This window comes from Rhabdothermincola sp., from assembly GCF_036846205.1.
GTDB lineage: Bacteria > Actinomycetota > Acidimicrobiia > Acidimicrobiales > Acidimicrobilacustridaceae > Rhabdothermincola.
This window is the reverse complement of sequence record NZ_DAIUCK010000094.1, coordinates 1-12,865: the sequence shown is the minus strand read 5'-3', so window position 1 is coordinate 12,865 and position 12,865 is coordinate 1. Positions and strand designations below refer to the sequence as shown.

At 68.5% G+C, this 12,865-nt stretch carries 13 protein-coding genes; 7 read left to right on the top strand and 6 right to left on the bottom strand.

From position 1 onward, the window contains the following. Window positions 1-152 precede the first annotated feature (152 nt). Entirely contained in the window at window positions 153-1,097 is a 945-nt protein-coding gene (locus V7004_RS12710) for a type IV toxin-antitoxin system AbiEi family antitoxin domain-containing protein (RefSeq protein ID WP_334144415.1), read from the top strand. 115 nt (window positions 1,098-1,212) lie between these two features. Here the strand turns inward: V7004_RS12710 and V7004_RS12705 are convergent, their stop codons facing one another. Together V7004_RS12705 and V7004_RS12700 are read right to left on the bottom strand one after the other, a co-directional pair. Beyond that, on the bottom strand, window positions 1,213-1,839 hold the full coding sequence (locus V7004_RS12705; RefSeq protein WP_334144414.1) for an HAD-IA family hydrolase: 627 nt from the start codon (window positions 1,837-1,839) through the stop codon (window positions 1,213-1,215). Window positions 1,840-1,845: 6 nt separating this feature from the next. Next, on the bottom strand, window positions 1,846-3,189 hold the full coding sequence (locus tag V7004_RS12700; protein WP_334144412.1) for a M20/M25/M40 family metallo-hydrolase: 1,344 nt from the start codon (window positions 3,187-3,189) through the stop codon (window positions 1,846-1,848). 175 nt (window positions 3,190-3,364) lie between these two features. On the opposite strand from V7004_RS12700, the gene V7004_RS12695 reads away from it, so the two are divergent. The 4 genes from V7004_RS12695 to V7004_RS12680 all read left to right on the top strand — a co-directional run bounded on the left by V7004_RS12695 (window position 3,365) and on the right by V7004_RS12680 (window position 7,158). Further along, window positions 3,365-4,696 carry an NYN domain-containing protein gene (locus V7004_RS12695; RefSeq protein ID WP_334144410.1) on the top strand — a complete coding sequence of 444 codons (1,332 nt, stop codon included), beginning with the start codon at window positions 3,365-3,367 and terminating at the stop codon, window positions 4,694-4,696. Between the two features lie 117 nt (window positions 4,697-4,813). After that, window positions 4,814-6,493, top strand: coding sequence for an energy-dependent translational throttle protein EttA (gene ettA, locus V7004_RS12690; RefSeq protein WP_334144409.1), 1,680 nt, complete (start codon window positions 4,814-4,816; stop codon window positions 6,491-6,493). A gap of 7 nt (window positions 6,494-6,500) precedes the next feature. After that, window positions 6,501-6,845, top strand: coding sequence for a hypothetical protein (locus tag V7004_RS12685; protein ID WP_334144407.1), 345 nt, complete (start codon window positions 6,501-6,503; stop codon window positions 6,843-6,845). A gap of 64 nt (window positions 6,846-6,909) precedes the next feature. Further along, entirely contained in the window at window positions 6,910-7,158 is a 249-nt protein-coding gene (locus tag V7004_RS12680; protein WP_334144405.1) for a hypothetical protein, read from the top strand. A gap of 35 nt (window positions 7,159-7,193) precedes the next feature. Here the strand turns inward: V7004_RS12680 and cysC are convergent, their stop codons facing one another. Genes cysC through cysD form a run of 3 tightly spaced genes read right to left on the bottom strand, consistent with a single transcriptional unit; the run spans window position 7,194 to window position 9,978 of the window. After that, window positions 7,194-7,817 carry an adenylyl-sulfate kinase gene (cysC, locus tag V7004_RS12675; RefSeq protein WP_334144404.1) on the bottom strand — a complete coding sequence of 208 codons (624 nt, stop codon included), beginning with the start codon at window positions 7,815-7,817 and terminating at the stop codon, window positions 7,194-7,196. Continuing rightward, window positions 7,814-9,073 (bottom strand): sulfate adenylyltransferase subunit CysN, encoded by a 1,260-nt coding sequence (gene cysN, locus V7004_RS12670; protein WP_334144403.1) that lies wholly within the window; start codon window positions 9,071-9,073, stop codon window positions 7,814-7,816. The genes cysC and cysN overlap by 4 nt, the downstream gene beginning before the upstream one ends. After that, window positions 9,073-9,978 (bottom strand): sulfate adenylyltransferase subunit CysD, encoded by a 906-nt coding sequence (gene cysD / locus V7004_RS12665; RefSeq protein ID WP_334144402.1) that lies wholly within the window; start codon window positions 9,976-9,978, stop codon window positions 9,073-9,075. Before cysD ends, cysN begins: the two co-directional genes overlap by 1 nt. Before the next feature lie 65 nt (window positions 9,979-10,043). On the opposite strand from cysD, the gene V7004_RS12660 reads away from it, so the two are divergent. Then, on the top strand, window positions 10,044-10,817 hold the full coding sequence (locus tag V7004_RS12660; protein WP_334144400.1) for a 3'(2'),5'-bisphosphate nucleotidase CysQ: 774 nt from the start codon (window positions 10,044-10,046) through the stop codon (window positions 10,815-10,817). 27 nt (window positions 10,818-10,844) lie between these two features. Continuing rightward, window positions 10,845-11,657 carry an enoyl-CoA hydratase-related protein gene (locus tag V7004_RS12655; RefSeq protein ID WP_334144399.1) on the top strand — a complete coding sequence of 271 codons (813 nt, stop codon included), beginning with the start codon at window positions 10,845-10,847 and terminating at the stop codon, window positions 11,655-11,657. On the opposite strand, the gene V7004_RS12650 is transcribed toward V7004_RS12655, so the two are convergent. Further along, a complete protein-coding gene (locus V7004_RS12650; RefSeq protein WP_334144398.1) occupies window positions 11,654-12,826 on the bottom strand; it encodes a CaiB/BaiF CoA transferase family protein in 1,173 nt (390 codons plus the stop codon). The two genes, V7004_RS12655 and V7004_RS12650, sit on opposite strands and share 4 nt — an antisense overlap. Window positions 12,827-12,865 lie beyond the last annotated feature (39 nt).

Sequence of the window (12,865 nt, the reverse complement as noted above, 5' to 3'; positions counted from 1 at the left end):
TTCGCCACCCCCTCGCGAACCGGCCGGTCAAACGCGTGCCCTGGCACGCAGAACCCCTGCCAGTTCGCCACCCCCTCGCGAACCGGCCGGTCAAACGCGTGCCCTGGCACGCAGAACCTCTGCCAGTTCGCCGCTTCGCAAGGCGAGACGACATGGAGGTGGAGATGTCACTCGACGAGGATCTCCGCTCGCTGGCGGCGCGCCAGCACTGCTTGTTCACTACCGACCAGGCTCAGGCCCTCGGCGCGAGCCGATCGGCGCTCGACCATCGGGTCCGCACCGGACGCTTGCACCGGGTGGCACCGCGGGTGCTCTGCCTGGGGGGCGTGCCGATGACGACCGAGCTACGTCAGTGGGCGGTCCTGCTCGAGTGTGGCGGTACCGCCGCGCTCTCACACCAGACGGCCGCAGCGCACTGGGGTCTTCCCGGCTACCGGGTCGAGCCGATCCAGGTGTTGCGACTTCGTGATGGCACCTATCCGCCGTCGCGGCTGGGGGTCGTTCATCACACCCGCTCCCTCCCCGATGAACACGTGGCCATCCTCGATGGTTTGCGGATCACCACCCCGGCCCGCACGCTGTTCGACCTCGCCCCACACGTCTCGCCAGGACGTCTGGAACGCCTGATCGACCACGCGTGGTCTCACCGCCTGGTCACCGGTCGGCTGCTCGACCGCACGCTCCGGGATCTCAGCCGTCGTGGTCGTCCGGGAATTCGGATCATGCGCGCGCTGCTGGCGGAACGGGGTCCCGACTACCAGCCGCCGGACAGCGCGCTCGAGGCACGGTTCGAGAAGCTCCTCCGAGAGGATGGCCAAGCGCCGATGGAGCGCCAGGTGGATCTCGGCGGCGCGGACTGGCTGGGCAGAGTCGACTTCGTGGACCACGAGGCACGGGTGATCGTCGAGATCGACAGCGACCTGCACCACACGAGCATCAGCGACCGTCGAGCCGACGCGGCCCGGCAGGCCGCGCTCGAGGCCGCGGGCTGGCTCGTGGTCCGCATCACCGAGTTCGAGCTGTGGCACCGCCCGCAGGAGGTGGTCGAGAGAGTGCGCCGGGCGCGGGCATCGGCCTGGCCACGAACCGGCAGCTGATCTGCGTGCCCTGACACGCGTTTGACATGCCAGTTCGCGAAGAGGCGCGAACCGGCAGCGGAAACGCGTGCCAGAGCACGCGTTTGGCATGCCAGTTCGCGAAGAGGGGCGGTGATCAGCGGAGGGCGAAGCCCACTACAGCTTCGAGCTGGGCGAGGGCCCGGCGCGGGTCGACCACCTTGATCGTGGTCATACCCATCTCGCGAGCGGGCTTCAGGTTCACCCCGAGGTCGTCAAGGAAGACGGCCTCGCCCGGCTCGATGCCGAGCTCACGGCAGGCCAGCTCGTAGAACCGGGGGTCCGGCTTGCGAACGCCCACCTTGCTCGACTCGATCACCACGTCGAACAAGGCGAGCACCGCGCCCATCTCGCTCTCGCGGTCGACGTGACCATCGACGGTGACGAAGTTGTTGGTGAGCAACCCGGTGAGCAGATGCTCCGAACACCGGCGAACCGCCTCCACCATCTCGGGGCGCAGCTCCCCGCCGAGCAAGGCCAGGACCTCTCGAGCGTCCAGGCGGTGCCCGGCGTCCGCGGCCTCAGCCTCGAACCGCGCACAGAACTCCTCGACGGTGATCTCGCGGCGCTCGAGCTGCGCCCAGGCATTGGTGTCGGGGTTGGTCGCGTTCACCCGCCGGATGAAGCCGTCCGGAAGCCCGTGCTCGGCTTCGTACCGGGCGAAGGCCTCGAACGGCGACGAGAGGATCACCCCGCCGAAGTCGAAGAGCACGGCGCGGATCACGGTCGATCAGCCGAGCAGGTCCCGGGCCACCTGGGTCCAGAGCGCGGTCGACAACGACAACGACTCCACATCGACCCGCTCGTTGTCCCCGTGGAACATCGAGCCGTAATCCTCGAAGGTCATCTTCCGGCTGAACAGTCCGAACCCGTAGCTCGTCACACCCTTGCCCCGGAAGTACTTGGCATCGGTGGACCCGACCGTGAGGTAGGGAACGGTCTCGCTACCCGGATACCACTGCTGGGTCACCCGTGAGAGCGAATCCCACAATGGCGTGTCGATCTGCGAGGACGTCGACTCGATGGCTTGGAGGGTGATGAGCTCCACCGAGGAGGCGAGCTCGCCCAGCGCCTCGACCAGAGCGGCCCGAGCCTCCTCGATCGTCTGGCCGGGGAGGGTACGCACATCCACATCGAGCTCGACCGTGTGAGGGATGGTGTTGATCTTGTCGCCACCCTGCACGACGGTGGGCGCGATGGTCAGGTGCGTGCACGCGTGGAACTGGCGAGCCATGCCCACGGGCAGCGACTCCATCAGCGACTCGAACCCGTCCGACGAGAGCAAGGGCTCGGTGATCTCGTCCGGGTAGCCCATGCTCTCGATGAACCGGCGCCACACGTCGTGAATGCGCGTCTCCGGGCGGAACTCGTGCAGGCGCTGCACCACCTGGGCGGCCTTCACCAACGCGTTGTCGGTACGGTAGGGCTGCGAGCCATGGCCTGGAGTCCCGCTGATGCGTAGCCGGCACCAGTACAGCCCCTTCTCCCCCACGATGATCGGCAGCTTCAATCCCGCGGGGCTGGGGATCGGGATGCCTCCGGACTCGGTGATGACGTAGTCAGCCCGCACGGCGTCGTAGTGGTTCGCGACGAGATCGCCGGCGCCGTAGGTGCCATGGGCTTCCTCGTCGGCGACCGCCAGGTACACGAGTGTCCCCTCCGGACGAAAGCCCTCGCGTGCCAGCTGCTTCAGGGCCACCGCCATCGACGCCGTGAGGTTGAGCATGTCCACCGCACCACGGCCCCACACCTCACCGTCGATCAGCTCGCCACCGAAGGGGTCCTCCCGCCAACCTTCCTCGTGAACCGGCACCACGTCGGTGTGCCCCATGAGGAGCAGCGTCGGCGCGTCCGGTCTCGTGCCTTCGATGCGGGCCACCAGGCTCTGCCGGCCCGGCGCGGACTCGAAACGCTCCAGGTGCAGACCGGGTCCTTCCAGGTAGTCGGTCAAGGTGCGCACGCTGCGCTCCTCATGTCCGGACTCGACCCTGCCGTCGTTGACACAGGCATTGCGAATGAGCTGCTGGAGCAGCTCGACGACTTCGCCTTCGGCGCGCGCATTCGTACCTTCCACGTCGAGGAGCGTAGGCTGCGATGGTCGATGCCCGCGGGCTCGACATGGCCGCCGTTGGCGATCCGGACCGCTCGGCCCACCGGGTGCGACGCGCGTCGGTTCGCGATGGGGCCAGCCAATCCACCTCATCACGCCTGCCCGTGGGCAGGACCACGACCCGGGAACACACGAATCGATGATCCGACCGCATGTGGTGGTCGACGGCTCCAACATCGCGACCGAAGGCCGTTCGACCCCCAGCCTCCGCCAGCTGGACGAGGCGGTGCGGGCCTTCATGGCCGAGCATCCCTCCGACATCGTCACCGTAGTGGTCGACGCGACCTTCGGGCACCGTATCGACCCGTCCGAGCGCGCCGCGTTCGACGACGCGGTGTCATCCGGGGAGCTCATCACCGCTCCCGCCGGGGCGATCGGGCGGGGTGACGCGTTCATCCTCCAGATCGCGGACAAGGCGGACGCCACCATCCTCTCCAACGACTCATTCCAGGAGTTCCACGGCCAACACGAGTGGCTCTTCGACGAGGGCCGGCTGGTCGGCGGCAAACCCGTCCCTGGTGTCGGCTGGGTCTTCCTGCTGCGCACGCCCGTCCGGGGACCCGCCAGCAGGCGAGCCGTGAAGGGAGCCAAGGACAAGGCTGGCAAGGCCAAGGGGAAGGCCCGCGACCAGCAGGAGCGGGAGGGGAAGAAGGACGGGCGGGCCACCAAGCCCTCCAAGGGGACCGAGACGGCGAAGGTCGCGGAGAAGGACGAGGAGAAGGCCGCCAAACGCAACCGCAAGAAGCGGTCCAAGCCATCCGAGGCGATCAACCCCGTGTTGCCGTTCATCGAGTTCGTCGCACGGCATCCGGTCGGCTCGGTGCTCGATGCAACGGTCACACGGTTCTCCTCTCACGGCGCGTACGTGGAGACCGAGGGCGTCACCTGCTACGTGCCGCTCCGTCTCATGGGGGACCCGCCACCACGATCGGCTCGCGATGTGCTCCAGATCGGCGAGACGCGCACCTTTGCCGTGCACACCATCGACGCGGCGTTGCGGGGTGTCGATCTCGCACTCGTCGCGACGCGCGATCGCGCGGGTGAACCTCGTCGCGAAGAGACGAGTGAGGAAACCCATGAGTCATGGATCGCTCGCGCGAGGGCACGTGAGACCGAAGGCGGAACGACGAAAACCAACACAGGCGCATCGTTCCTTGCTACAACTTTCACAGCAGACCAACACGCCGAGGAGGCGCAGGTGACACCAGCAAAGAAAGCTGCGAGCAAGCGAGCAGCCAAGAAGACCACCGCGAAGCGGGCCGCGAAGAAGGCTCCTGCGCGCAAAGCCACGAAGAAGGCTCCGGCCAAGAAGGCGGCGGCGCGCAAGACCACTGCCAAGCGGACCACCAAGAAGGCCACCGCCAAGCGCACAGCCAAGAAGGCCACCGCCAAGAAGGCCACGAAGAAGGCTCCGGCCAAGAAGGCCACCGCCAAGCGCACAGCCAAGAAGGCTCCGGCCCGCCGCCGCTAGTCCTGCTCCGCTCCGGTCGGAGACCTCGACGACGCAGCCCCGCCGACCGCGGCGGGGCTGCTCCCGTTCTCGCCACGCCTTTCCGTCGCCCACGAAGGGATCGGTAACCTCGGCCGCATGAACGCGCAGTTCATCTTCACGATGCACAAGGTGAGCCGCTTCTATCCGCCCGACCGCGAGGTCCTCAAGGACATCAGCTTGTCGTTCTACCCGGGGGCCAAGATCGGGGTGATCGGTCCCAACGGTTCGGGTAAGTCATCACTCCTGCGAATCATGGCCGGCCACGACGACGGCTTCACCGGTGAAGCCCGTCTGACGCCCGGATTCACCGTCGGTCTGCTCGAGCAGGAGCCACACCTCGATCCCGACAAGGACGTCCTCGGCAACGTGATGGACGGGCTCGGGGAGACGGCCACCCTCCTCGAACGCTACGACCAGGTGCTCGCCCGCTGGAGCGATCCTGACGCGGACTTCGAGCAGCTCGGTGAGGAGCAGGCCGAGCTGGAGCGCAAGATCGAGGCGGCCGGCGCGTGGGACCTGAAACGCACCATCGACATCGCCATGGACGCGCTCCGCCTCCCACCTCCGGACGCGGACGTCACGACGTTGTCGGGCGGGGAACGTCGCCGAGTGGCACTCTGCCGGTTACTCCTGTCGCGCCCGGACCTGCTCCTGCTCGATGAGCCCACCAACCATCTCGACGCCGAGTCGGTGGCCTGGTTGGAGCGATTCCTGCGCGACTATCACGGCACGGTGGTGGCCATCACCCACGACCGCTACTTCCTCGACAACGTCGCGGGCTGGATCCTCGAGCTCGACCGCGGCCGGGGCATCCCCTTCCAAGGGAACTACAGCTCATGGCTCGAGCAGAAGGAAGAGCGGCTCCGGCGCGAGGAGAAGGCCGACTCCAAGCGGATCCGCACCCTCGAGCGCGAACTCGAATGGGTGCGAATGGCCCCCAAGGCGAGGCAGGCGAAGGGGCGAGCACGCCTCAACGCCTACGAGCAGCTCCTCGCCGACTCGCAGGCCGCTGATCGGGGACCGGACACCCTCGAGATCTTCATTCCTTCAGGCCACCGGCTCGGCGACGTGGTGATCGAGGCTGACCACCTCCGCAAGGGCTACGGGGACCGCCTGCTCATCGAGGACCTCAGCTTCTCGCTCCCCAGGGCGGGCATCGTCGGCGTGATCGGTCCGAACGGCGCCGGGAAGACGACGCTGTTCCGCATGATCACCGGCGCCGAGCAGCCCGACGGCGGTGAGCTGCGAGTGGGACCGACCGTGGAGCTGGCCTACGTCGACCAGTCACGCGATGCACTCGATCCCGACCGCACCGTCTACGAGGAGATCACCGACGGCGCCGACATCGTCCGGCTGGGCAACCGCGAGATGAACGGCCGGGCGTACGTGGCGTCGTTCAACTTCAAAGGCTCCGACCAGCAGAAGAAGGTCGGGGTGCTCTCGGGAGGAGAACGCAACCGCGTCCACCTGGCCAAGGTCCTCAAGAGCGGTGGCAACGTGCTGCTGCTCGACGAGCCGACCAACGATCTCGACGTCGACACGTTGCGAGCGCTGGAGGAAGGTCTCGAGGCGTTCGCGGGCTGTGCGGTGGTGATCAGCCACGACCGTTGGTTCCTCGACCGGGTGGCCACGCACATTCTGGCGTTCGAGGGCGATTCGCAGGTCCGCTGGTTCGAAGGCAATTTCAGCGAGTACGAGGCTTGGCGTCGCAAGCAGCTCGGAGCGGAAGCCGACCAGCCACACCGCATCAAGTACAAGCCCCTCGTCCGCAGCTGACGCACCGATGTCCCCCCGCCTCATCCGCCGGTTGGTGATCGTCGTGTTCATCACGGGGATCGCGGGCATGATCGTGGGCTCGGTGGCTGACAACAACGGGGTGGCCATCACGTTCGGTCTGATCACGGCCGCCGCCGCGCTGGGATTGATCCTGGTGACGTCGGTAGCGCCGCCGGGGTCCTTCAGCTCACGACCCGCGCCGCACGATCGACCGCCGGGCAGCGTCGACGAGCGGATCGCGGCCGACGTCGAGGCCCGCATCGAACGGCTCGCCGCGGCTGGCGCCGACGAAACCGAGCTGCGCCAGCTCGTGCAACGGGCTATCGAGCTCGGGCGCGGCGGCTCGCGCTGATCCGGCACTGGGCCGTTCGGCCCTTCACGCTCAGCTCGTGTGATCCCTCCGCCGATGGAATGGCATGGCAACGACTGCGACCGTGACCAGCAGGCGGTTCAAGAGTCGAGCCGTCCTGCGGGTGATCGAAGCAGGCAGCTTCGCGGAGTGCGCCTACTGCGGGAAGCCCGTGAAGTTCCAGGCCAAGACCAGGCAGCTGCAGGTGATCTGCAACGTCTACGTCAAGGGCCGATGGGATCGAGTCGAGCACTACCACGAACGCTGCTACCACGAAGCCGACGACCCGTACGGCACACCACTCGCCGCGGCGTGACCGACCTCGATCAGCGAGGCCGGTCGCGAGCCGTGCTAGGGCAGTACGCCTCGCGCCGTGAGCAGCGAGACGACACGTTCTGCCTGCTCGGTGGGGCTGCCGTCGGCGGGCGTGAGCTCGAGCTCGGGTGACCGCGGCGGTTCGTACGGGTCGTCGATACCGGTGAACCCCGTGATCTCGCCCGCCCGAGCCTTGACGTAGAGGCCCTTCGGGTCCCGACGCTCGCACTCCTCGATCGGGGTGTTGACGAACACCTCGATGAACGGCAGCCCGGCCGCGTCGTGGATGGCACGGGCACGGTCCCGACCGACGCGGTAGGGGCTGATGAGCGGTACCAGCGCCACCACCCCCGCATCGGCGAACAGGCGCGCCACCTCGGAGGCCCGGCGAACGTTCTCGTCACGATCGGCGGCCGAGAAGCCGAGGTCGCCGTTCAGGCCGTGCCGGAGGTTGTCGCCGTCGAGGAGGTATGCGGGCCGACCTCGTTGGAGCACCAGCCGCTCGACCTCGACCGCGATCGTGGACTTGCCCGAGCCGGACAGGCCCGTGAACCACACGGTGATGCCTGCCACGCCAGCGGCCGCCCAACGCTCCGCCCGGGGGATGGCGCTCTCGTGCCAGACGACGTTGGGGCTCGTGCGGGCGTCGGGTCCGCTCACTGGGTGGGACCGAGGATCATGCCGGCGCCCACGGTGTTGTTCGTGGCCTCGTCGATGAGGATGAAGCTGCCGGTGGTGCGGTTACGCCGGTAGTCGTCGAAGAACAGCGGCACCGTGGTACGCAGGCTCACCCTCCCGATCTCGTTGAGGGCCAGGGCTCGGGCGTCGTGGTCACGATGCAGGGTGTTGACGTCGAGGCGGTAGTGCAGGTCCTTCACCAGGGCACGTGCCGAACGGGTGGTGTGCTTGATGGCGTACTTCGCGCCCGGGGTGAGCTGGCTCTGGTCAGCCATCCAGCAGATCATGGCGTCGATGTCCTGACCCACCGTGGGTTGGTTGTGAGGCCGGCAGAGCATGTCGCCCCGAGAGATGTCGATGTCGTCGGTGAGGGTGACCGAGACCGACATCGGCGCGAACGCCTCCTCCAGAGGCCCGTCGTAGGTATCGATGGAGCGGATCCGGCTGGTGAAGCCGGACGGGAGCACGAGCACCTCGTCGCCCACCTTCAGCACCCCGCCAGCGACGGTGCCGGCGTAGCCACGGTAGTCGTGGAACTGGTCACTCATCGGGCGCAGGACGTACTGCACCGGGAACCGGGCGTCGATGAGGTTCCGGTCGGACGCGATGAACACGTCCTCGAGATGGTGGAGCAGGGAGGTGCCCTCGTACCAGGGCATGTTCGCCGAGCGGTGCACCACGTTGTCGCCCTGCAGCGCAGAGATCGGGATGAACGTGAGGTCGGTGATGTCGAGCTTGGTGGCGAACGCTTTGAACTCGTCCTTGATCTGCTCGAACACCCCTTGGTCGTAATCGACCAGGTCCATCTTGTTGACGCACACCACGAGGTGCGGCACCCGCAGCAGCGATGCCAGGAACGCGTGCCGCCGGGACTGCTCGACGATGCCGTTGCGAGCGTCGATCAGCACCAGGGTGAGATCCGCCGTGGAGCATCCGGTCACCATGTTGCGGGTGTACTGGATGTGCCCCGGGGTGTCGGCGATGATGAACTTCCGCCTGGGCGTGGCGAAGTAGCGGTAGGCGACGTCGATGGTGATGCCCTGCTCCCGCTCGGCTCGCAAGCCGTCGGTGAGCAGCGCCAGGTTGGTGTACTCGTCACCGCGGTCGCGGCTCGTCCGCTCGACCGCTTCGAGCTGATCCTCGAAGATGGCCTTCGAGTCGTAGAGCAGGCGACCGATCAGGGTGCTCTTGCCGTCGTCGACGGAGCCGGCGGTGGCGAAGCGGAGCAGCTCGGCCATCAGAAGTAGCCCTCCTTCTTGCGGTCTTCCATGGCCGCTTCGCTGGTCTTGTCGTCCGCTCTCGTGGCCCCACGCTCGGTGATGCGGGTGGACGCCACCTCGGCGATCACCGCGTGCACGTCGGCCGCGCTCGACTCAACTGCGCCGGTGCAGCTCGCGTCGCCGACCGTGCGGTACCGCACCAACGCCTCGAACGGCTCCTCGCCGTCCATCAGGGTGACGAACGGGCTCACCGCGAGGAGCATGCCGTCGCGACGGAAGACCTGCCGCCGGTGCGCGTAGTAGATCGACGGCAGCTCGATGTTCTCCTCCGCGATGTACTGCCAGATGTCGAGCTCGGTCCAGTTCGAGAGTGGGAACACCCGGATGTGCTCACCGGGCTTGTGGCGGCCGTTGTAGAGCGCCCACAGCTCCGGTCGTTGGTTCTTCGGGTCCCACTGCCCGAACTCGTCGCGGAAGGAGTACACCCGTTCCTTCGCCCGCGCCTTCTCCTCATCTCGCCGACCACCACCGAAGACCGCGTCGAAGCGGTGTTCCTCGATGGCGTCGAGCAAGGTGGTCGTCTGCAGACGGTTCCGACTGGCTCGAGGGCCCGTCTCGTCGACCACCCGGCCCTGGCGGATCGACTCCTCGACGCTCGCCACCACCAACCGGACACCGAACCGCTCCACGGTGCGGTCGCGGTACTCGATGACCTCCGGGAAGTTGTGGCCCGTGTCGACGTGCATCACCGGGAAGGGGAGCTTGCACGGCCAGAACGCCTTGAGGGCCACGTGCAGCATGACGACGGAGTCCTTGCCGCCTGAGAAGAGCAGCACGGGACGCTCGAACTCCGCGGCGACCTCCCGCATGATGTGGATCGACTCCGCTTCGAGCATGCGGAGGTGGCTCAGTTCGTAGTCCATGAGGCGCTCCAGCGTAGGGTACGAGGGCAGTCCCGTGAAATCCCGACCAGATAGGTAAACATTTGGTGGCGCGAACTCCCGGAGCACCGACCCCTGCCGATCACGCGCTGGCCGCCGAGCTGGCCGGGCGGGCGGGCGCGCTCCTGCTCGAGCTGCGGAGGTCCCATGAGCCCGGCGGCGACCCCGCCGTGCTGCGGAAGGCCGGTGACCACCAGTCGAACGAGCTGCTGCTGGCCGGGCTGGCCGAGGCGGTGCCCGGCGACGCGGTGCTGTCGGAGGAGTCCAAGGACGATCCGGCTCGGATCCACGCCTCCCGAGTGTGGATCATCGACCCCCTCGACGGCACCCGCGAGTTCGGCGAGCCGCCCCGCACCGACTGGGCCGTCCACGTGGCCCTCACCATCGACGGCGCACCGGTGGCCGGCGCCGTGGCGCTGCCGGCCCTGGACGTGGTGCTCGGGACCGACCCGCCGGCCACGCTCGCGCCCCCCTCCGGCGGCCCCGTCCGGCTGGTGGTGAGCCGCACCCGGCCCCCGAAGGCCGCCACGTTCCTCGCCGATCGCCTCGGCGCCACGCTGGTCGAGATGGGATCGGCCGGGGCGAAGGCGATGGCCGTGATCCGGGGAGAGGTCGACGTCTACGTGCACTCCGGCGGGCAGTACGAGTGGGACTCCTGCGCCCCGGTGGCGGTGGCCGCCGCCGCGGGGTGCCACTGCTCCCGCATCGACGGCTCACCGCTGGTGTACAACAACGAGGACCCGTACCTCCCCGACCTTCTCATCTGCCGCCCCGAGCTGGCCGAGCCGGTGCTCGCCGCGCTCGCCGACTTCCGCGACTGACGGCCGCTCAGCGGCCGGGAACGACCGATGGAGCTGAAGGCCACCCGCTACCAGGTGGAGGACCGGATCGCCACCATCACCCTGGCCCGGCCCCACCGGCTCAACGCGTGGACCGGCCGGATGCACACCGAGTACCGGTGGCTGCTCGCTCAGGCCGAAGCGGACCCCGAGGTGCGGGTGGTGGTCGTGACCGGTGAAGGGCGGGGCTTCTGCGCCGGTGCGGATGCCGCCGCCCTCGACGGCCATGTCGCCAAGGGCGGCTACGACCCCGGCACGACCTCCGAGCTGGCCACCCCGGGATTCGGGGTCCACCCGTCCTTCGACCGGGACTTCGCGTTCCACTTCGGGTTGACCAAGCCGGTGATCGCGGCCCTCAACGGCCCGGCCGCCGGCGTCGGGCTGGTGCTCGCGTGCTTCTGTGACCTGCGCTTCGCGGCGGCAGGCGTGAAGCTGACCACCTCCCACGGGCGGCTCCACTTGCCGGCCGAGTACGGGTTGTCCTGGGTGCTTCCCCGCCTCATCGGCGCCGGCCGGGCTCTCGACCTGCTGTTGTCGAGCCGCGTCGTGCGGGCCGAGGAAGCGCTGGAGATGGGGCTGGTGAACCGGGTGTGGCCCGGAGCCGAGCTGCTACCGAGAACCTACGAGTACGCGCACGAGCTCGCGCACCACATCTCACCCCGCTCCCTGGCCGAGACCCGCAGGCAGGTGTGGGTCGACCAGCACCGCGACGTCGGCTCGGCCGTCGAGGAAGCCCGGCGGCTGCTGGAGGAGATGATGACCGAGGAGGGGTTCCGCGAAGGGGTGCAGGCCCTCCGGGAGAAGCGACCACCCGGGTTCTAGGTCTCGACGCCCTCACCACCACCTCTCGAGCCGATGACCTGCGCCGTGTGCTCGCCGAGGCCGGGCACCGGCCCGACCGGTGGCACGCCCCCACCGTGAAACGTCACCGGTGAGGCCACCGCTCGGTGGGCAGGTGCACCCCCGCCCTCGGGCACCTCGACGAAGGCCCCCGCGGCGATGGCCTGCGGGTCCTCGACCACCTCTTCGGGGGTCAGCACCGGCGCCCACCACACGCCGTGGGCGTCGAAGGCGGCGGCGATCTCGTCGCGGGACGAGGCGGCGAAGGCCTCGTCGAGGATGGCGATCAGCTCGACGGCGTGGTGCCGGCGGGCCCGGCCGTCGGCGAAGCGCTCGTCGTCGATCAGGTCCTCGCGGCCGATGCTGCGGCACAGGTTGGGGAAGTGCCGCTGGCTCTCCACCCCGAGCAACCAGAACCAGCGGCCGTCACCGGCGCGGTAGCAGTTCACCAGCGGGTTCATCTCCTCGGTCCTCGCCACCGGCCCCGCCAGCTTGCCGAACCGCAGCTGGATCCCCAGATCCCACCCCAGGCAGTACACGCCCGTACGGAGCAACGAGGTCTCCACCAGCTGCCCCTTGCCCGTGCGCTCTCGCTCCAAGAGCGCGCCGAGGATGCCCGACAGGGTCGCCAGCCCCGTCACGTGATCGCCGAACCCGCCGCGGATGTTCGGTGGCGGGGTGTCGCCCGCCGCCAGGGTGGCGGCGATGCCCGTGCGAGCCCAGAAGCCCCCGACGTCGTAGCCCGGCCGGGTGGCATCGGGCCCCTCGAGGCCGTAGCCGGTCACCAGGGCGTAGACCAGATGGGGGTTCTCGGCCAGCAGCGCATCGGGGCCGAAGCCCAAGCGCTCCAGCGCGCCGGCCCGCAGGTTGGTGAGGAACACGTCCGCCGTCCTCACCAGCGCGTGCAGCCGCTGACGGTCGGCCTCGTGCTTGAGATCGAGCACCACGCTGCGCTTGCCCCGGTTGTCGAGGTCGAACGGTGGGGACTCGGTCCGGCCGTGTCCGGCGATGAGCTGGAACACCCGCCGCATCGGATCACCCTCGGGCGGCTCGACCTTGATCACGTCGGCTCCCCAGTCGGCGAGGATCCCGCCCGCGGACGGCCCGGCCACCCAGACCCCCAACTCGACCACCCGGTAGTTCTCGAGCATCAGGCCACGCTAGCGAGGGTCACGGCGACCGTCCGCTCC